This window comes from Mycolicibacterium doricum, from assembly GCF_010728155.1.
Classification (GTDB): Bacteria; Actinomycetota; Actinomycetes; order Mycobacteriales; family Mycobacteriaceae; genus Mycobacterium; species Mycobacterium doricum.
The window spans coordinates 3778799-3797622 of record NZ_AP022605.1 but is presented as its reverse complement, the minus strand read 5'-3'; the positions used below and the strand labels follow the sequence as shown (position 1 = coordinate 3797622).

Here is an 18824-nt window from a genome sequence, read left to right as displayed (position 1 = left end):
CGACCCGATACCGGCAGGCGCGGCCAAGCCGACGAGCTGACCAGCCATCGATAGCACTGAGCGGCGAGTACACCAAGCTCGTCGGTGTTGACCCAGCAAATCCAAATCGAGTATTCTAGAAGTTTGACTTCGTGGTCGCCTGCGGCACCTGCGCGGCGTATGGACGGATCCCATGACAACGTGCGGCCTTGGTGCGCGCCGCAGCAGCGCTAGGCGAACGCATCGGGGTATGAGCGCCGGTAGTAATTGACGACGGTATCCACAGCCGCGTCGAAGCTTATGTCGCCGGCGCCAACGCACAAGCAGAGATCCCCGAACCCATTCCACGACTGGAGGGCCAACCGATAGTGGGATGATTGCATCGACGGTTGTGATGGCCTCTGACGGTGTCATCGCGGAATTTGTCAAGTCAAATGAGACAGTGCTGATCAGTTGATTTGTGTTTCGGGTTCGTTGATGTAGACGGTCGTCTTCCTTTTCGGCCTCAAAGTTTCACGGTCGCCCGAGTTCTCCCCTGGTGGCGGCTGAGATCACGGGTTGATCTTGATTTCCGGGTTGTCGGTAGGCGGCACCGCCGCGTGTCGTGCGCTGACGCCGGGTTCCTCGGTCCCGGGGTGGCTGCTCCTTTCTTGGGGTCGAACGGACACGGGGTCTGCGGGTCAGGGGATGGCGCGGACGCGGTTGACGGCGGCGGCGAATTCCTGCGCCCAGGGCCAGGTTTCGGGGATCCGAAGGATCAGGTTGCGGGATCGTTTGACCAGGCGGGCCGCAGCGTGCAGCAGCCGGTAGCGCAGGGTCGCCGGTTCGGCCTTGGCGAGCGGGCCGTCCAAGAGCAGCAGCCGGGTCCAGCACAGCAGGTCGATGGCCAGGGCGACCGCGGTGACCCAGGCGGTGTTGATCGCGAATGAGTGCGATGGCCAGCGGGCCAGGCCGGTGTCCTTGCCGCAGCGGATGAACCCCTCCACCCGGGCGTGCACCCGGTGGCGGGCCTCCAACCGCTGGAGTTGCCCGCCGCGGGTGTTGGTCGCGATGAGCTGGTAGCGGTAGCCGTTGATCTGCTCGAACAGCGACAACTGGCGGCCTTCTTCGATCTTCTCGCGCCGCACCAGGATGCGCATGTCGGGCGGCCAGCCGGCCAGCCGGTCGCCGTCGGCGCCCTCGCGCAGCAGCCCGGTCAGCTCGGCCACGGCCGCGTCGTCGCGGGCCCGCCCGGCCGCATCCAGCGCCGGCTCCCACCCGGCGGCGGGCATCTGCCCGATCGCGACCCGGGCCCGCTCGTCGAGGTCGAACCCCACCGAGTAGGCCACCGACCAGCCCGCCCGCGCGTTGCGTTTGCGCAGGTGCTTGACCACGGCGTGGCTGGAGCCCGCCCCGTCGATGGTGATCAACAGGTTGCGCCGCCCCTTGGCCGGGATCGCGGCGATCGCCGCGTCGATGATCGCGATGTGATCCGCGGCGGTGTTCGACCCGGCGTTGCCGGGGCGGGCGATCGCCGCCAGCAGTTCGCCGGTGTTGTCGCACCACGCCAACAGTGGGTGAAACCCGTAGCCACCCTTGAAATTTCCCGCGGCGTGCTGCTTGTCGGAATGCGATTCAACCAGCGAGGCATCAATGCGGATCACGACCACGCCACCCAGGTCCCCATAACAGGTCCGCGACGGCGGATCGCGCCATGGCGAGCCTCGATCAACTCCCACACCCGCTCCCGGACGGTGTTGCGCACCAGCGCAACCCGGCCATGCCCTGGCGGTCGATCTCGTTCAGCGACCGCCACATCGTCGGGACCGACGCCACAGCCCCGAACAGCCGTTGCTGATTCCGCAGCACCGCGGTACCGGCCAGGTTCTGCGCGCCGCCCGCGATCGACACCGCCACGTCCCGCAACACCGCGCCCCGGTCGTGGGTCACCTCCGGCCGCGACAACGCCGCGGACAACCCGCTGGTCAGGCCCAGGTTGTCGGCCAGCATCCGGGGGATCACGTTGCCCGCGTGCCCGACCACGTCGTCGCCGCGGACCTCGACTCGAACAGTTTTCGACCAATCCGTAGTAGCCTGCATCTGATAGGTGCACTCCTCGAATCGATGATCAACGCCAGCAAACGTCGATTATCGTTGAGGCAGTGCACCTTTCACGTTCACGCCACACCTCAGCACCGAATTACGTGAACTATTGAGGTCGGTGGGGTGGGTCGGCGGCCGAATCGGGCGGGGTTGGCGTGGTAGGCGGCGGTCAGGGTGTTGTGGCGGGCCTCGTCGATAGCGTCGGCGGTGCCGAAGTGCACCGATGCCGGGGTGTGCCATCCGATGCCGGAGTGGCGGTGGACGTGGTTGTACTCGTTGAAGAACCCGTCCAGGTATATGTGCGCATCACCAAGGGAGGCAAACGATTTGGGGAAGTCGTGGACGTATTTCAGGGTCTTGAATTGGGCCTCGCTGTAGGGGTTGTCGTTGGATGTTAGGGGGCGGGAGTGCGATCGGGTGACACCGAGGTGGGCGAGCAGCTCCGACACCGATCCCGAGGTCATCGACGTGCCGCGGTCGGCGTGGATCGTGTGCGGGACCGCGCCGTTGCGGGAGACGGCCTCTTCGATGAAATCCTCTGCCTCCTCAGCGCTTTCGGTGGCCGACAGCAGCCATGCCGGGTTGTAGCGGGAGAAGATGTCGATGATGACGTACAAGTGGTACCAGACGCCCTTGGCCGGGCCACGAAGTTTGGTGATGTCCCAGGTCCAGACTTGGGAGGGGCCGTCGGCGAGCAGTTCGGGTTTGACCTTCGCCGGGTGCGTGGCCTGGCGTCGCCGTTCCCTGCTTTGGCCTGCGGCTTGGGCGATGCGGTACATGCTCGATGTCGAGCACAGGTAATTCCCTTCGTCGAGTTCACGTGCCCAGATCTGGCAGATCGCCAGGTCGGCGTACTTCGGGGTGTTGATCAGGGCGAGCACCTTCGCGCGTTCAGTGTCGGTGAGCGACTGACCGTTCTCCGGTGCCCTATGCGGCCTGGCGGGGCCCTCAACGGGCGGTGTGCGGTGCCGGTAATGGGTGGCGCGGGCGCGCCCGATCAGGGCACAGGCGCGGCGCACGGGTGCCCCGGCGGCCCGCAGGTCGTCGTAGGCGACGGTCATGGCTTGCTCAGTCGCGGCGGTGTGCCCGGCCCCTTGGAGATCGACTCCAAGAGACCGTGCAGTTTTCCCATGATCTCCAGCGCGGCCTCCGTCTGCGTGAGCTGCTTGGTCAGGCGGACGTTCTCGCGGGTGAGTCGAGCCACTTCACGGGCCGCTACCGATTCATTGGTGACGTTGACAGACAATCCGTTTCGGGACTTGCGGGTCGCGCCGGCCGTTTCCCTGGCTTGGGCCCATTCCCGCATCTGGGACTGGTAGAGTCCCTCACGGCGTAACACCGCGCCCTTCTCGCCGTGCGGGGCGGCGAGGTACTCATCGAGGATCCGGTCGCGGTACTGCGCGGTAAACGACCGCCGGGTCGGCCGGGGCGCCGGATCAACCGGCTGCTCGCCACCTACCGGGTTCGGGCTGTCCATGGGTCAGGTAACTCCAGTCTCGCCCTCGAAAAACAGTGAACTCGGGGAAGTCCGAGTGTCTCATCACAGCCTGACAGAGAGGGTCGCGGGATATCCCTGCAGGACGATTTCGTCACGAGACGCGAAGTAGTGCTGGCCCGTCCGCCGAAATGCCGGCCTGGGCGGCCGCCGCGTGCAGGGTGACACCATCGATGCCCTGCCGGGTGATCACGGCGCAGACGGCGGCGGACGGTCTCCCGGCGCTGCGTATGTCGACCAGCCGTGGCATGGCCCAAGCGTGCCACGTTGCGCAGACCCGGGATGCAGTGCAAACGTATTGCCATGGGCTCGGAGAACGCCGGGACGCCATCGGGCACATTCGAACAGCCCGCCGGCCTCTGGCGGCGATGGGGTGGGTGGTCTGGGCCGCCACGGCGTCGGCGAATCGTCCGCCCATTCCTGCTGGTCTCGGTGCTCGCGAACACGTGGCAGTGGTCGGGCCGCTCACAGCTCGGGCACTGGCGGAGCCGGGCCGGCCAGCGGCAATACCTCGACGCTTACCAAGAGGTGATGGGCGCGATGCCCACCCCGTCGCGCACCGCAGACATACCCACCGACTACGGCATCGTCCGGGCCTACCTGTTCACCCGCGACGCCGACGCAGACAAGACGCCGGCGGTGCTCCTGTCCGGCTGGGGTTCGGGTGCCCCGATGTGGAAGGAAAACCTCCCGGGGCTGCTTGAGGACCGCCCCGTCGTCGCTCTCGACGCACTCGGTGACGCGGGGATGAGCCTCCAGGCCGTCCCGCTGACGACCGCGGCAGACCAAGCCGCGTGGGTCGACCAGACCCTCGCCGGATTGGATATCACGCGGGCGCACGTTGTCGGGCACTCCTTCGGCGGGTGGACTGCCACGAACTACGCGATCCACTACCCGGGTCGGGTGGCCTCGCTCAGCGTCCTCGACCCGGTGCAGACCTTCTCGCCGCTGCGCTGGCAGATGTACGTGAAGTCCATGCCCGCGGCGTTGCCGTTCCTGCCGCAGAGCTGGCGGGACAAGGCACTGGCAGACATTGGCGGGGCCGAGGAGATCGACAAGAACGACGCCATGACCAGGATGATCTCTGCCGGCACCCGGTACTACATGTCGAAGCGGCCCTTCCCGTCCCGGTTCACCGACAGCCAGCTACGCGGCCTCACAGCACCGGTCTACGGCGCGATGGCCGGAGACAGCGCCGTGAACGCCGAGCCAGCGAAGGCGGTCCGATATGCGGAATCGACGGTCCGCGACATCCAGATTCGGCTCTGGCCAGATGCCTCCCACTCGCTGCCGATGGAACGGGTCCAGCCCGTCAACCGTGAATTGATTGCCTTCATGGCCGCGCACGACTACTAAAGATCCCCGCGAGCGCCAGACCTGCCGTTGCGAACTCCACTCGGAGTACGCGCCCCTTCCGGCTATGCGTCGAGCGCTGCTCTTATCTGCGCCGCCATGATCGGCACGCAGCAGCTACGGCAAGACATCTCGACGGCCCCACACACTTGAGCTGAGCGTCGATCCACCTCCGACTTGGACACACCGCTATTGGTGACCATCGCGGTGACCAGGTCATCGACGCTACGGGTGGACACCCCGTGCACGTAGGCCTCCAATTTCTCGTTCGCTGCGAACCATTCCCACCACACTGGCCACCGTCGTCAGTCGCGCCCCATCCCGCGCGACACCTGTGACGTCGCGCGTGATCGCAGCACTGCAAGGCCCATGAGGCCGAAAACAATGTCAGCGATGATCTCGAAAACAGCTGTCGCCCAAGACATCCAGGTGACCCGCGCACCCGGCGGCGCATTGATGAAGCTGTCACTAAAGAAGCCCCACGTCGGCAGCAGATGTGCAACAGAGAAGCCAGCTGCGCTGACAAAACCCACGACCACCGCAGAATGCGGCGCCCATTGGCTACCGAGAAACACCAGCAGGATGGTGACGACAGCTAGAGCGATTTGAATCATTCCCGCCACCATCACCGCGGGCGGGATGACATCCATGCCTCGCCGCAGGTGGTCTGCGCCGTGTAGCGCTACCGCAGCTCCAAAAACCACAGCGTAGATACGGAATCGGTTATCCCACCGATCCCGGTTTAGCTGTGATTGTCCGCGCACGTGAATCCCTTCATTGCGCTACTGCTACTACACACGGTAGTACGGATGCCTATTTAAGTACAGTCCTGCCTGGCGAGAGAGTGCAACGCAGATGAGGCGGGATGTGAGCCGTCCGAAATGTCTAGATGTGAGACACCCTTCCGGTGATGTGCAACGCGACACGCTCCAACCGGTTCACTCGCGGTACCTGCCGACGCTGACCACCAAGACTGGGAGCGCACCCGATTTGGAACCGCCGTAGCGGAACGATGATCCGCTTCAAGCGCGAGAACAGTTGCGTGAAACGACCTGCTCATTGAAGATGCCGTCCCAGTGGGATTCCGAGAGGTGGCCCCGTTGAGTGACCAAGTCAGCTGGCGGAAGCGCTGATCACACTCCACGCGCGCGGCTGCGGACGGTACTGACGTGCGCTTCGGCCTCGCCGATGGCGCGCCTGCGATGCGGACGTCAACGCTCCTGTCATGTGGTGGAGGGCAGCCAGTTGCCGTGGAAGCCCGCGGGGACGCGCTGCGGAATGGTCATGGTCGCTACATCTTCGAGGGTCTGCGCGTCGAGGAGGCACAGCTTGGTTTGTTCCTCGGCCAGATCGGTGACGAATCCCATCACAACGCCTTCACCCTCGGGCGCGGCTGGCGATGACGGATGGAAGACGAATTCTCCAACCGCCGAGCACGGGCCGAAGTCGCGTCGCGTCACGATGCCGTGGTCTGCGTGGGCACGGAACAGGTGGTGTTCGCCCGCTAGATCGTCGGTGCCTCCGACCAGCCAGCAGTCGTGCGTGCGTGCGGTGGTGAAGCGCTCGTCGTAGCGGGGAAATTCGACGTGTTCCTCGGCGAGCTGCTCTCGCCGGAACTGCCCAGCGCTGGTGTCAAGGTGCCAACGCTCGAGGCGGGGACGCCCTTCCGATGGGCCGGTGCGGTCGGTGTCGAATACACGATCGTGGACGACGAGATCGACTGTCACCCGGCGGTCAGCGCTAACCGCGTTGACGGGATGAAAGACGTAGCACGGGTCCACATCCAGCCAGTGGATGTCTCCGCCCGCGCGGGGTAGGAGGCCGACCCTGGGACGATACGTGGGATCCCACCGATATGGGAAGGTGCCGGCGGCGGTGTTGGGAAACAGGTTCATCACCATGTGCGGTATCCGAACGCGGCCGACCACCGCGTTCAGCGCCGCGGCGGCGAGTGCGCGCATCGGTGGCGGCACGCTGGCTGCCGCAGCGCTCGCCGCGTCGAACGTGACCGGGAGGTCATAGACGACCGCATAGTCGCGGGTCAGCGAGAACGCATGCACCATCGGGCTGCCGCCGACACGCACATCGGCCTTCTCCCTGAGCCGGCCGTCGCCCCCGATCACGCTGTAGCGCAGAGTCTTTCCGCGTCCGATGTGGTAGGAAACGGCATGCATATCACCGGTCAGCGGGTCAACGACGGGATGGGCCGAATACCCGCTGCTTACAGTCCCTCCAAAATCGCACACATCGATCGTGTCGAGGTCATCGGAGAGCTCCGCGCACGCGAGCCCGCCCTCGACGAGCGCAAGGGTCCGACCGGCGAAGCCGATGACATTGGTGTTCGCCGACGGCCCGTGTAAAGCGGATCGCCCGCGCTCGGCAGGTGCACGACGGCCGAGCCCCGCGGACGTCACTTCCGAGTCGACCCAGCGGTTGCGGTACCACAGTGCACGACCGCCGATGATCCGCACGCCGTGAACCATGCCATCACCGGTGAACCAGTTGTAGGTGGCGGGTGAAACCTGGGCTATGGGATTGGGCCCGTTGCGTACATAACGCCCGTCGAGCCAGTCGGGAATCGTGCCCTGGACCTCGAGGTCAAACTCGGTGACCTCGGTGCGCACTGGGGTGTAGCGCTCGGCGAGAAAACTCGTGTCCACGACAAGCCCTTCCGACGCAGTGCATAACACCGTTACAGATGTATAACACTGTTATGCCTCTGTCCGCAATGGATCGTTCCGTCCGGGGCACAGTCCTCGCCGCGGCTCTGGCAATCGTCGAGGAGGAAGGCCCCGCCGGGCTGTCTGTCCGTCGGCTCGCTGCCGACGCCGGCACGTCGACGATGAGCGTCTACACGCATTTCGGAAGCATCGCGGCGGTCGTCGCAGCGGTGATTGAACGCGGATTCATGACGCTGGCCGAACAACTCACGGCGGCCGGTACATCCGACGATCCGCTGGCGGACATATTCACCTTGGCCCTGGCGTATCTGGAGTTCGCGCGGCAACATCCCCAGCTCTACGCGACGATGTTCCAGTACACGTCCACCGAATGGACACCCAACCGACGGCAAAGCCCGGTCGAAGCCGGGAGTCCAACGACGTCGACCGCGGGCACGGCCGCATTCTCGACCTTCTCATCGATGCTCGGCCGACTCACCAATGACAACAAGGAGACCGGATTCGGGCTCGCCGTTCTCGGAGCGCAGTGCTGGAGCGCAGTTCACGGCGTGGCAATGCTGCGCCTAGTGGGCCACCTCGGAGATGACGACGTCGCGCAATCGCTGCTCATCGCATTGGCGGTCGGCAACGGTGCCGATCGTGCCGCCGCGCAGCGCGCATTCACGAAAGCGACGAAACGTCACATCGACCACGCATGAATGCGCTGAAGTTGCCCCTACAATCCGCGATTCGGCGCACCGCTAGGAATTGCACCATTCCGTGAGACAGATCGCGCCGGAACCGCCGTGAGACAAACACGAAGGAAAGCTCATCGCCGCCTCCATTCACACGCTGGGCGATCGCGCACAGTGCCATAAGCTCCCGCGTGGACCCCGACGTCATCTCGGGCCGTTGTCCGACACGGTGAGCAGGATCGGCCGGGCATCGTCGTCGGTGTCGAGGTCGACCCCGTCGGCACGACGCTCGACCCCGTCGGCACGACGCTCGACGGCCTCCAGCAGTGGATTCGTCGGGTCAGTCCACAGGGCAGACGCGGATGAGGTTGCCGTCGGGGTCCGTGATCACGAAGGTGCGGCCGAAGACGTCGTCGTGCGGCTCTTCCACCACATCGACTCCCTTTGCCGACCAACGTGCGAAGGCCTCGTCGACGGTGCACGCCGTGCCGGGCACCATCAGCCCGAGTTCGCTCGTGCGAGGGGTGCTCGAGACGGCGTGCTCGTTACGGCCGGTCCACAGTGCAAACAGGACGCCTGGGGCAACGTCGAACGCGACGTAGCGGGGGCTGGTGAAGGTCGGTTCGATCTCGAACAGGTCGCTGTAGAAGGCGGTGGCGGCCTCGGCGTCGCTGACGTAGATGAGGAACAGATTCGGTGCGGACATGGAGAGCTCCTCCGGTCGACGGGTATCGGTACTGAACCAGTGGACCAGTGAATCAAGACAAGACCTGTCGCCTTTTCGGGGAAGATTGCTCGACATGAAGGCATCGAGGCTGCTGCACCTACTGCTGATCCTGCAAAGCCGCCAGCGAGTGACCACCACCGAGCTCGCCGAGCGTCTGGAGGTGTCCCGGCGGACGATCCTGCGCGACGTCGAGGCCCTCTCGACAGCAGGCGTTCCGGTCTACGCCGAGCGAGGGCGCAACGGCGGGATCGTCCTGCTCGCCAGCGCACGGCTGAATGCCTCCCACCTGGACCCCGGTGAGATGGAGGCGCTATCCGTTGCGGGCTTGAATGACGAACTGCTCAACCAAATGGGACTCGCGGCGGCACACGAGACGGCCGCGCGCAAGATCGCCGCCCGCGAGGCTGCAGCGCCCGGGACGCGGACCGTGATCCGACTGGCTGAGCTGGTCGTCGTGGACAGCGGTGCATGGCTCGCCGGACCGGGCACGAACGTTGACGTCGCGGAGCTTGCATGGGCGCTTCGTCGGCGATGTCGGCTGCGGATCGAGTACCGACGCAGCGCGGAGGCACTGCCATCGTCCCGCGTCGTCGATCCATACGGACTTGTCGCGAAGTCGGGCCGCTGGTACCTCGTTGCCGACGTCGAAGCCACCGGCCGCCTGTTCGCCCTCGACCGGCTCTCGGACTACGAATTGCTCGACGCGCCGGCCGCCCTGCGCCACGGTCAGACCCTCCGCACTGTGTGGGCCGCCCTCAAGGAGCGTACTGAGTCGCCGGGGCGGGTCAGCGTGACCGTCCGACTCCGCGCGAGCCGACTCGACCTCGCGCGCCGCATCCTGGGTGCCCGCATCCACGCGGTCTCACAGGCGGAGGACGGCTGGTCCACGGTCATCGTTCGTTACCCGGACGTCGAGTCAGTACGCCAGCTGCTCCAGTTCGGCGACCACATCCAGGTACTCGTCCCCGAGATCGCCCGCGAACGCATCCGTCAGCTCGCCGTCGATCTTGCCGAGAGGCACTCGCCACAGCCGCAGGAGCTGCGACCGACCCGCCACGGATTCAACCAATATCCCTGACCAGTACACCTAGAGGACTGACGCGAATCACATCCTGCCGCACGACGTTAATGCTTTGAGTGCAGCGCAGCCGAGCTGCCATCATGAACCATGCCCGTCAACGAGTCGATTCGCATCAGGCAGGCCGTAGCCGAGGACGCCCCTTCACCCAGGTCGCTACCCACGGCGACATGATCTGCGGTCACGTCACCACGGGTCGCTGCCGAGACGATGACCTGCGAGGCGATGGGGAGATCTGGGCAATCTACGTCGACCCGCCCAGGTGGTGCTGCGGGATCGGACACCGCCTCATTGACGCCTGGCTGTGCGCAACTCCGCAGTCGGGGCCATGACAGGGCCTCCCTGTGGGTGCTGTCGGGTAACGACCGCGCCCTCCGCTTCTACGAATCGGCCAGGTGGCACTGCGACGGCACACAGCGAACCGACTCAATCGGCGACCACCCCGTCCACGAAGTGCGCTACCAGCGGTCACTGCAACCCATAGAGTCGGTGTCTCGGTTCTAAAGAAGCGGAAGGCGATCACATCTTGTCTCGCAGCGATGGGGTTGGCGTACCCAGCACCTTCGGGTGTCCATCAACCAGATCCTGCAGACCGGCCTGTTTTGCGCCTCTCTCTCACGAAAATTAGGTGACCACTGCTGGTGACCGATTCGGTGGCGGGTGTTATCCGGCTTGGGTGAGTGGTTCGAGGGTGACCCGGTAGCCAAGCGTTTCGAGTTGGCTGATCGCTTTTGCTTTGGTGCGGGTTGGTTGGCGTGCGGTGTAGTAGTCGGCGCCGAGGTCACGGTAGAACTCACCGTTGGTGAGCATGTTCCACATCGCTGTCAGTATCGAATGCTCAACGGCGACCAGTGCTTTCATCGGTCCTCGGCGGGCGGCGATGCGCCGGTATTTGGCCGACAGGTAGGTTCCCTTCGCGCGGGCCGCGGCCATGGCGGCGGTGCCGAGTGCGGCTTTGAGGTATCGGTTGCCGGGCCGGGTCTTGGTGGATTTGACCCGGCCGGCGGACTCGTTGGAACCGGGTGCGGTGCCCGCCCACGACGCCAGATGCCCCGCGGTGGGAAACACGCTCATGTCGGCGCCGGTTTCGGCGAGCACCACCTCAGCGACGATCCTGGAGACGCCCGGGATGCTGGTCAGCAGTTCCCGGGCCGCCGCGAAAGGTGTCATCGCCGCCTCGATCCGCTCGTCGAGATCGGCCAACGCCTGTCCGTACTGGTCGATCAGTGTCAGGTGCATGCGGATCATGTATCCGTGATGGGGGGTGAACCGGCCGGTCAGGGCCTCGGTCAGGGCCGGGATCTTCGACCGCATCCGCCGCTTCGCCAGGTCAGCCATCGCCGCCGGGGTGTCCTGGCCGGCGATCAGGGCCTCCAGCATCGCCCGGCCCGAGACCCCCATGATGTCGGTGGCCACCGAGGACAGTTTGATGCCGGCATCCTCGAGGATCTTCTCGATGCGCTGCACCTGGCGTGCGCGGTCATGAGTCAGCGCGGTGCGGGCGCGGGTCAGGTCGCGCAGCTCCCGGATCGGTGCCGGCGGCACCAGCGATCCGCGCAGCAACCCGTGGGCGCCCAGATCGGCCAGCCAGGCGGCGTCGGACACATCGGTTTTGCGGCCCGGCATGTTGCGGGCGTCGTGGGCGTTGACCAACATCACCGGCAACGCATCTTCGAGCAGATAGAAGTAGGGCTTCCAGTCGGGTAGCTCCGGCGCGTCGCCGCGCCGGAGCCCCCTAAGAACCGGCCGTGCCCGCTTTCCAGGCAACCGGCTCAAGCAAGCCCGAAGGCTCCTCAGTCGAGACGGCAGAGTGCTGGTGCACGCCGATGCGGTCTGGGTGACGGCCTCGGCAGTGTGTGTGGATGAGACGGAACGCGGTGTAACCCAATGACTCTGACCCCGAGTCGACGACGATCGCCTGACGGCGGATCGCCTTGGCGGTAGCAGTGATCCACTGCTCCCACTCGTCGGGGTGTCGCGGCTCGACCTCAGCGTGCAGCAGCAGCTGACCGCAGAGCGGACAACGCCCGCGCTGCTTGCCGATTAACCACGACCGGGTCCGGTCCAGCGGGGGTCTCCCGCGGCGGCGCCGGGCCGCCCAGTAGTCGGCCAGGGCGGGATCGTCCGGGGACGCCCAGCCCTTGACCAGGGTGTGCCGGGTGATCGCCGTCCAGGCGAATTTGACCAGGTAGGCGCCGCTGTCGCGGTCACCGAATACCCAGCGGTCGCGCCGAGAACGGTTCAACGCACCGAAGTAGCGGGACACGATCCAACGTCGTCCCTTGTGCGGATGGGTGAATCTGGCCCACTTATCGGTGAGCTTCCACACATGATTGTCCAGCGCGTTGAACACCCGGGCCGACACACAGTGCCGGTAGTAGGCCGACCACCCCCGAATGATCGGGTTGAGCCGGATGAGCACCATCTGGGCGTTATGGCCCCGCAGTGCCCGCATCTCGGCGGTCAGCCGTGCCCGGATCCGTTTCACGGCCGCCTTGCTCGGTTTGATCAGCAGCTTGCCGCGGTAGCGGCGAATGTTGAACCCCAGAAAGTCCACCCCGTCATTGAGGTGCACGATACGGGTCTTGTCCTCGTTGAAGACCAGACCCCGAGGTCGCAGCCATTCCGTGAGCCGCGCCTTGACCTGTTCGGCCTGTTCCCGCGAGTGGCACAGGGCTAGCAGGTCATCGGCGTACCTGATCAAAACTGGGGAGCCCGGCCGCGCCGTGCCGGCGTTGGTGCCGGTGCGGATGTAGCGGACTCCGGCGGCCTGTTCCATTCCGTGCAGGGCAACGTTCATCAGCAACGGGCTGATCACCCCGCCTTGTGGGCTGCCTTCCTCGGTCGGCGCGAGCCGACCTTGATCGATCACCCCCGCGCGTAGCCAAGCCGCGATCATTCCCCTGGCGGGAAACGAGCCGAGCTGCGCGAGAAGATGGGCATGATCGATGCGGTCGAACGCAGCGGCCAGGTCGGCGTCGAGCGCCCACACGCGTTTGCAGGTTGCGCCGCGAGCGGTCACGAAGATCGCCTGCATCGCGTCCTGACAGCTACGGCCCGGCCGAAACCCATACGATCGGGACTCAAACCGGGCCTCCCATTCGGGTTCTAACGCGTTGACCGTGAGCGCTTGCAGCGCCCGATCGGCAATCACGGGAATCCCGAGGCCGCGCCGTTTTCCGTTGCTCTTCGGAATGAACACCCGCTTGACCGGTCGGGGCCGCCATGTGGCGGTGTCGCGCTGCAGCCAGGTGGCCATCTCGGCCTTTTCCCATCCTGCGAGCACGACCCTGCCGTCGACCCCGGCCGTCTTGCGGCCAGCGTTGAGCTCGGTGACCCGCCGCACACTCAGCAGAGCGTTCGCGCGGGAACCAAGCATCAGTTTCTGCAGATTGCGGACCCGCTTGTGGTCCCCCGCCTGCGTCGCCGTGAAGATTCGTTGCCGCAGCCTCCGTACGTCGTCTTCGACCCGGCGCCAGTCCACGGCGTCCCAGTCGCTGATCTCGTCCTCAGGTCCGTTCACCGTCCCGGTGTCCAACTTGCCCATCGGTTCTGGAGTCTCCGATCGTCTGGTCTTCACAGGCTCACCCGACCCACGTCAGCTCCCTTTCGGGCCGGGCGGCACGCCCGTATCAGACCGGTTATGCGCCAGCCATCTGGCGGAGGGGCCAGATCGTGCGGTTGCCGGTTTCCCGTCGCCTTTCGGCGTGTCGGCGTTGGCTTCTTGGGTCATCCTGCGCCCGCTGGGGAGTTGCGCCTTCCTCACGGTTGGCCTACCGGCGACACCGGCCACCGGACCCCAACGGGGTTGTCATGTTGCGCATGAACAAGATTCGACCGGGCAGGGTGCCCCCTTTGCCCCGGGGACGATGGTGCGCTCCCGGCCGGCGATTACCCTCCGGCCGGCACCCGACGCTTTCCAGCGTCCAGTCCCTACGGCCCCGCTGACACATCCCATCGGCGGGGGTCACCTTCACGAGGCGTCATCGGGGGTTCACTCGCGTTCACCCATCACCCCAGGACAACTGGATGTCGCCCCGGAGCCGGGAAGCGACCCCGCTTCCCGCCGGTCTTTTCCTCGCCCACGGCTCCCGGATGGAACGGGAACCGCTTCGGCTTTGAACCCCGGGCTTCGCACCCCGCAGTCACCCGCAGAGCACGCCGAGGCGGAGACAGGCCCTTACGCACTGGCCCGAGTACTACACCTACGGCATCAACCGAACCTCCAAACGGTGCCTCCTACTTCACTCATGCACCCTCATGTCGCACGTAATCGCCGGTGGCTTCCATCACCACACAGCTGACCTTCTCGGCGAGCAGGTGCTCCCGCAACGCCAGGATCTGATTCGACATCGCCCCCCACGTCGTCACCGTCGCCGCCGTGGGGCGGCCCCCGGTGCCCTGGACACGCACGCAGACCTTGGCGTCCCGCTTGGAGATATCAATACCCGCGCACCGCGGATGTATCACATCCATGGCCGATCACCCTCTCGCATCATCCATCCGGCCAGTACCGGTATCACTGTGAGGCGTGCTGCGGGGAGGGCGGGTTTGACACAGAAATCTCTCACTCGTGCTCGAAGGCAACATTCCACGGTTCCCGCGGATGACGATCATGCCCTCCGCCACCATGCTGACGCGCAGGCTCACCGGCACCACAGACCGATCGGGGTTCTACCGCAACACACACCCAGAATCCTTCCCCTCACCCGCCCACCGCACCAGCGGGGGCGGCCAACCGCCAAACGCGAGATCCGCACCACATTTTCTGTCCCCACGGAGGGGCCAGCGAAGCGCCCCTGCATTGCTGACGAGAAAATAGCGCGAGCCCCAGGTCAGGCAGATGTTGATGATGGGCTACTTTCTGGGGTCCACGGTGCGCCGCAGGGCCCGGTCGGCCAGCGCGAGGTTCAGCCAGTCCTGACTGCCGCCGACACCCGGTTCGGATCTTCGCATACCGTCGATGTGCGAGCAGATTGCACGCCCGTGGTGACGCCGTCGATCAGAGTTGACAGGTAGATCTCACCCACCGTGGCGAAAACCAGAGAATCTGGTGGCAACCACCGTTGGTCGCGTGTGAGCGTGATGAGCGTGGCCGATGAGGGTCCGCCGAACCACAGGGTGAGAACGATCTCAGACCTTGCGCAGATGCGCGCTGCCCGTATAGCTTGGCATATACCCCGCTGGGGTATACCGATGAAGGGAGTATGAGGTGAGCAGGAGCACGTACGCGGTCACGGGGATGACTGCGTAGATTGCGTGCTGTCAGTCCGTGAAGAGGTCGGCGAGGTCGACGGCGTGCAGAACGTAGAAGTCAGCGCGACGACTGGGACGCTGATCGTGAACGCCGACGGATCTCGTGAAGGCATCAGGGCGGTTGGCCGCCTTCGGGGGTGGGGTTGGCGGTGGCGTTCGGCTGCGAACCACACGGTCAATGCACGTCAACCGATAGGCGAAGTCACTCAAGGAAAACATGACAAACCGCGATGACCACGCCGTAGCAACATCCCACATCAGTCGGCACGCCGACCACCACAGCCACGGCGAACACCCTGCACCCCACCCCGGGACCGACTACCACGGCCATGAAAGTCACACCGGCCACGGCGGCCATGGGGGCGACCACGTGGCCCAATTCCGCAACCTGTTCTGGATCAACCTCATCATCGCCATACCGGTCGTCGCGTTCTCAACCATGTTCGCGATGCTGCTCGGCTACGACGTCCCCGACTTCCCCGGCGCCCGCTGGATTGCGCCCCTGCTGGGGACGGTGATGTACGTCGTCGGCGGCCGCCCCTTCCTCACCGGCGCGCTGAGCGAAATCCGTTCTCGCAAACCAGGAATGATGCTGTTGATCGGACTGGCGATCACCGTCGCCTTCTTCGCATCATGGGGCGCGAGCCTGGGCCTGCTCCACCACGAGCTTGAATTCTGGTGGGAACTCGCCCTTCTCATCGTCATCATGCTGCTCGGCCACTGGGTCGAAATGCGCTCGCTGGCGCAGACAACCTCCGCGCTGGACTCACTGGCTGCGCTGCTCCCCGACGAAGCCGAGAAGATCGACGGCGACCGCACCATCACCGTGTCGCCGGCAGACCTGCACGTCGGCGATCTCGTCGTGGTCCGACCCGGCGGCAGCATCCCCGCCGACGGCAGGATCGTCGACGGACGCGCCGACATGGACGAGTCGATGGTGACCGGCGAATCCAGGCCCGTCGCCCGCGGTGTCGGCGACTCCGTCACCGCCGGCACCGTCGCCACCGATTCCGGACTTCGGGTCGAGATCACCGCCACCGGCGACGACACCGCCCTGGCGGGCATCCAACGCCTGGTCACCGAAGCGCAGAACTCGTCCTCGCGTGCCCAGCGGCTCGCCGACCGGGCCGCAGGCTGGCTGTTCTGGTTCGCCTTGATCACCGCTGGCATGACCGCGGCGGCATGGTCGATCGTCGGCGACCCCGACGCCTCGGTCGTGCGAGCGATCACCGTGCTCGTCATCGCCTGCCCCCACGCCCTTGGCCTGGCGATACCTCTGGTCGTGTCCATCGCCACCGAACGCGCCGCCCGAGGCGGTGTCTTGATCAAAGACCGGCTGGCCCTGGAAGGCATGCGTACCGTCGACGCCGTGCTCTTCGACAAGACCGGCACCCTGACCAAAGGCGAACCCACCGTGACCGCCGTCGAGACCACCGGAGACGACGACGGCGACACCGTGCTCGCGCTGGCCGCCGCCGCCGAAACCGACAGTGAACACCCCCTGGCGCGGGCCATCGTGAAAGCCGCCGAGGAGCGGGGTCTGACCGTGCCCCGCGCCAGCGGCTTCGCGTCCTCTCCCGCCGTCGGTGTGACCGCGGCTGTCGACGGGCACGAGATCCGAGTGGGTGGCCCGCGTCTCCTAGAAGAACTCGGCGCACGAGAAGTCCCCGCCGCCAGCGCGTGGCGCGGCGAAGGCGCCATCATCTTGCACGTCATCCGCGACGGCGCAGTGCTCGGGGGCCTGCGCCTGGCCGACGAGATCCGCCCGGAATCCCGCGAAGCCGTCGATGCGCTGCACAAGCTCGGCGTCGAAGTCGTCATGATCACCGGCGACGCTGAAGCCGTCGCCACAGCGGTAGGCAAGGAACTCGGTATCGACCGGGTGTTCGCCGGGGTGCGCCCAGAAGACAAAGCGTCGAAAGTCGCTGCGCTGCAATACGAGAGTAAGAACGTCGCCATGGTCGGCGATGGAGTCAACGACGCCCCTGCGTTGGCGCAGGCCGATGTCGGCATCGCCATCGGCGCCGGCACCGACGTCGCCATCGCCTCCGCCGGTGTCATCCTGGCCAGTTCCGACCCACGCTCTGTGCTGTCGGTGATCGAACTGTCCCGCGCCAGCTACCGCAAGATGAAGCAGAACCTCTGGTGGGGCGCCGGCTACAACCTCATCTCGGTCCCGTTGGCCGCCGGTGTCTTGGCGCCCATCGGCATCCTCCTGCCCATGTCGGTCGGCGCCATTCTCATGTCACTATCGACGATCGTCGTAGCGCTCAACGCGCAACTGTTGCGCCGTCTCGACCTGACGCCCGAGGCGAGCACCCGCGCCGTCCTTGATCGCTGACAAGCAGACTTTGGGCCAGGCCCCGAACAGAAAGTACAGGCCCGCAAACGTATAGCAGACCATTGTCAACATCACCGCGAGCTGGCCGGTCAATGAGGCCAACCGGCAACACCTGTAATGCCTTGCCGTGCGCGGCGACACAGCCAACATATGCACTTGTGCAACGAAACCTGAGACACCCGGCGCTTGGCTGTCACTCTCAGTGAGATCAATCGGACCGCCCATCATCTGGTGACGACCCGCAACCGGTGAAGACATCGGCACCGCACCGGTGCCATCTGGGTCCGGTGGACGAGAACTGGGACAGCGTCGCCGACTGGTACGTCGAGTTGGTTCGTGGCCGATCAGGCTATGCACCAGTTCTCCTCGTTAGATTCTACTGAATGCGCTGCCGGACAAACTTTCTAGATCGCCCCATCCTTGATGGCGGGGGTGGCGAGAGCATGCAATAGCCGCCGAGCCTGCACACCTCGCCGGAGCGGCGTACCGCCTCCACAACGGAACCGCACTAAGCTTCGTTGCCTGGCCGCAACGTCTTCAGTGCGCCGGCCCAGTCGACTAGTTCGTCGAGCATGCGTCCCAGTACGTCCTCCCGATGACGTCCCGGGTTGAATTGTCCGGGCTTGGAGGGATCGTCGATGGCGAAATCAGTGAACAGACCGAGTGCCACTTGGCTGCGAACCGCCGCCACTTTGACCTCGGCCATGGCGAGGCGCGCGTGTTCGACTGCGCGCGTGCCGCCATCGATGCCGTACCCGACGAAGCCGACGGCCTTATCGTTCCACTCTGCGAACAGGAAGTCGATCGCGTTCTTCAGCGAGGCGGGCATGGAGTGGTTGTATTCCGGGGTGACGATGACGAAGCCGTCTAGGGCGGCGATCGTCTGCGCCCACCGTTTGGTGTGCTCATGTATGTAGCCGCCGATGGCGGCAGGAACTGGTTCGTCGAGCAGCGGCAGATCGAAGTCCTTGACGTCCAGTGCAACCACGGTAACTGCACGATGCGCGAGCTTCGCTTCAGCCTGTCGGACGACCCAGTCCGCGACCATCGGTCCACGTCGGTTGGGCCGAGTGCTGGCGGTGATGACTCCTAGACGCAAGGCAACTGGCTCCATGTCGGCATGCATCGTCGGTCACCTCGATCTCGTTCCAAGTAGTA

General features: G+C 65.4%; 14 protein-coding genes and 4 pseudogenes. 6 read left to right on the top strand and 12 right to left on the bottom strand.

The features are described from left to right. Nucleotides 1-659: 659 nt before the first annotated feature. The 4 genes from G6N07_RS18585 to G6N07_RS18575 all read right to left on the bottom strand — a co-directional run bounded on the left by G6N07_RS18585 (nucleotide 660) and on the right by G6N07_RS18575 (nucleotide 3538). The gene (locus G6N07_RS18585) at nucleotides 660-1622 is read right to left on the bottom strand and encodes an IS1380 family transposase (RefSeq protein ID WP_263858049.1); all 963 of its coding nucleotides are present in this window, start codon (nucleotides 1620-1622) and stop codon (nucleotides 660-662) included. Between the two features lie 64 nt (nucleotides 1623-1686). After that, nucleotides 1687-2058 (bottom strand): transposase, encoded by a 372-nt coding sequence (locus G6N07_RS20760; RefSeq protein ID WP_263858048.1) that lies wholly within the window; start codon nucleotides 2056-2058, stop codon nucleotides 1687-1689. An 89-nt stretch (nucleotides 2059-2147) separates the two neighbouring features. Beyond that, nucleotides 2148-3122, bottom strand: a complete 975-nt coding sequence (locus G6N07_RS18580) for an IS3 family transposase (protein ID WP_085192298.1) — start codon at nucleotides 3120-3122, stop codon at nucleotides 2148-2150. Further along, nucleotides 3119-3538, bottom strand: a complete 420-nt coding sequence (locus G6N07_RS18575) for a hypothetical protein (RefSeq protein WP_085192297.1) — start codon at nucleotides 3536-3538, stop codon at nucleotides 3119-3121. Before G6N07_RS18575 ends, G6N07_RS18580 begins: the two co-directional genes overlap by 4 nt. Before the next feature lie 321 nt (nucleotides 3539-3859). Between G6N07_RS18575 and G6N07_RS18570 the strand changes: the two genes are divergently transcribed. Beyond that, on the top strand, nucleotides 3860-4912 hold the full coding sequence (locus G6N07_RS18570; protein ID WP_085192296.1) for an alpha/beta fold hydrolase: 1053 nt from the start codon (nucleotides 3860-3862) through the stop codon (nucleotides 4910-4912). 134 nt (nucleotides 4913-5046) lie between these two features. Here the strand turns inward: G6N07_RS18570 and G6N07_RS18565 are convergent. From G6N07_RS18565 to G6N07_RS18555, 3 genes and pseudogenes are all read right to left on the bottom strand, one after another. Further along, nucleotides 5047-5166: pseudogene (locus tag G6N07_RS18565) on the bottom strand (transposase); the annotation flags it as partial. Nucleotides 5167-5214: 48 nt separating this feature from the next. Then, on the bottom strand, nucleotides 5215-5559 hold the full coding sequence (locus G6N07_RS18560) for a hypothetical protein (protein WP_085192310.1): 345 nt from the start codon (nucleotides 5557-5559) through the stop codon (nucleotides 5215-5217). 573 nt (nucleotides 5560-6132) lie between these two features. After that, on the bottom strand, nucleotides 6133-7569 hold the full coding sequence (locus G6N07_RS18555; protein ID WP_085192294.1) for a carotenoid oxygenase family protein: 1437 nt from the start codon (nucleotides 7567-7569) through the stop codon (nucleotides 6133-6135). Between the two features lie 68 nt (nucleotides 7570-7637). On the opposite strand from G6N07_RS18555, the gene G6N07_RS18550 reads away from it, so the two are divergent. Continuing rightward, nucleotides 7638-8288, top strand: coding sequence for a TetR/AcrR family transcriptional regulator (locus G6N07_RS18550; protein ID WP_163784266.1), 651 nt, complete (start codon nucleotides 7638-7640; stop codon nucleotides 8286-8288). A 316-nt stretch (nucleotides 8289-8604) separates the two neighbouring features. Here the strand turns inward: G6N07_RS18550 and G6N07_RS18545 are convergent, their stop codons facing one another. Then, nucleotides 8605-8970 carry a VOC family protein gene (locus G6N07_RS18545; protein ID WP_085192292.1) on the bottom strand — a complete coding sequence of 122 codons (366 nt, stop codon included), beginning with the start codon at nucleotides 8968-8970 and terminating at the stop codon, nucleotides 8605-8607. A gap of 94 nt (nucleotides 8971-9064) precedes the next feature. Here G6N07_RS18545 and G6N07_RS18540 point away from each other — a divergent pair, with 94 nt between their 5' ends. Next, complete coding sequence (locus tag G6N07_RS18540; RefSeq protein WP_085192291.1) at nucleotides 9065-10069, top strand: helix-turn-helix transcriptional regulator; 1005 nt, start codon at nucleotides 9065-9067, stop codon at nucleotides 10067-10069. Between the two features lie 83 nt (nucleotides 10070-10152). Next, complete coding sequence (locus G6N07_RS21115; protein ID WP_109749325.1) at nucleotides 10153-10401, top strand: GNAT family N-acetyltransferase; 249 nt, start codon at nucleotides 10153-10155, stop codon at nucleotides 10399-10401. Nucleotides 10402-10732: 331 nt separating this feature from the next. On the opposite strand, the pseudogene G6N07_RS18530 reads toward G6N07_RS21115, so the two are convergent. The 3 genes and pseudogenes from G6N07_RS18530 to G6N07_RS18520 form a co-directional block, all read right to left on the bottom strand. Further along, a pseudogene (locus tag G6N07_RS18530) lies at nucleotides 10733-11767 on the bottom strand (IS110 family transposase); the annotation flags it as partial. Between the two features lie 37 nt (nucleotides 11768-11804). Beyond that, entirely contained in the window at nucleotides 11805-13616 is a 1812-nt protein-coding gene (gene ltrA / locus G6N07_RS18525) for a group II intron reverse transcriptase/maturase (RefSeq protein WP_085192290.1), read from the bottom strand. Between the two features lie 716 nt (nucleotides 13617-14332). Further along, a pseudogene (locus G6N07_RS18520) lies at nucleotides 14333-14545 on the bottom strand (IS110 family transposase); the annotation flags it as partial. Nucleotides 14546-15281: 736 nt separating this feature from the next. On the opposite strand from G6N07_RS18520, the pseudogene G6N07_RS21205 reads away from it, so the two are divergent. Together G6N07_RS21205 and G6N07_RS18510 are read left to right on the top strand one after the other, a co-directional pair. Beyond that, nucleotides 15282-15424 (top strand): annotated as a pseudogene (locus G6N07_RS21205) (heavy-metal-associated domain-containing protein); the annotation flags it as partial. A gap of 118 nt (nucleotides 15425-15542) precedes the next feature. Continuing rightward, on the top strand, nucleotides 15543-17666 hold the full coding sequence (locus G6N07_RS18510; RefSeq protein ID WP_099050280.1) for a heavy metal translocating P-type ATPase: 2124 nt from the start codon (nucleotides 15543-15545) through the stop codon (nucleotides 17664-17666). Nucleotides 17667-18174: 508 nt separating this feature from the next. Here G6N07_RS18510 and G6N07_RS18505 read toward each other — a convergent pair. Further along, nucleotides 18175-18792 carry an NADPH-dependent FMN reductase gene (locus tag G6N07_RS18505; RefSeq protein ID WP_085192288.1) on the bottom strand — a complete coding sequence of 206 codons (618 nt, stop codon included), beginning with the start codon at nucleotides 18790-18792 and terminating at the stop codon, nucleotides 18175-18177. Nucleotides 18793-18824 lie beyond the last annotated feature (32 nt).

What these genes read in the sequence shown, in the direction of transcription:
- G6N07_RS20760 (WP_263858048.1), bottom strand. Translation starts at nt 2,058, where the DNA reads ATGCAGGCTACTACGGATTGGTCGAAAACTGTTCGAGTCGAGGTCCGC.
- G6N07_RS18580 (WP_085192298.1), bottom strand. Translation starts at nt 3,122, where the DNA reads ATGACCGTCGCCTACGACGACCTGCGGGCCGCCGGGGCACCCGTGCGC.
- G6N07_RS18575 (WP_085192297.1), bottom strand. Translation starts at nt 3,538, where the DNA reads ATGGACAGCCCGAACCCGGTAGGTGGCGAGCAGCCGGTTGATCCGGCG.
- G6N07_RS18570 (WP_085192296.1), top strand. Translation starts at nt 3,860, where the DNA reads ATGGGCTCGGAGAACGCCGGGACGCCATCGGGCACATTCGAACAGCCC.
- G6N07_RS18560 (WP_085192310.1), bottom strand. Translation starts at nt 5,559, where the DNA reads ATGGATGTCATCCCGCCCGCGGTGATGGTGGCGGGAATGATTCAAATC.
- G6N07_RS18550 (WP_163784266.1), top strand. Translation starts at nt 7,638, where the DNA reads ATGGATCGTTCCGTCCGGGGCACAGTCCTCGCCGCGGCTCTGGCAATC.
- G6N07_RS18545 (WP_085192292.1), bottom strand. Translation starts at nt 8,970, where the DNA reads ATGTCCGCACCGAATCTGTTCCTCATCTACGTCAGCGACGCCGAGGCC.
- G6N07_RS18540 (WP_085192291.1), top strand. Translation starts at nt 9,065, where the DNA reads ATGAAGGCATCGAGGCTGCTGCACCTACTGCTGATCCTGCAAAGCCGC.
- G6N07_RS21115 (WP_109749325.1), top strand. Translation starts at nt 10,153, where the DNA reads ATGAACCATGCCCGTCAACGAGTCGATTCGCATCAGGCAGGCCGTAGC.
- ltrA (WP_085192290.1), bottom strand. Translation starts at nt 13,616, where the DNA reads ATGGGCAAGTTGGACACCGGGACGGTGAACGGACCTGAGGACGAGATC.
- G6N07_RS18510 (WP_099050280.1), top strand. Translation starts at nt 15,543, where the DNA reads ATGACAAACCGCGATGACCACGCCGTAGCAACATCCCACATCAGTCGG.
- G6N07_RS18505 (WP_085192288.1), bottom strand. Translation starts at nt 18,792, where the DNA reads ATGCATGCCGACATGGAGCCAGTTGCCTTGCGTCTAGGAGTCATCACC.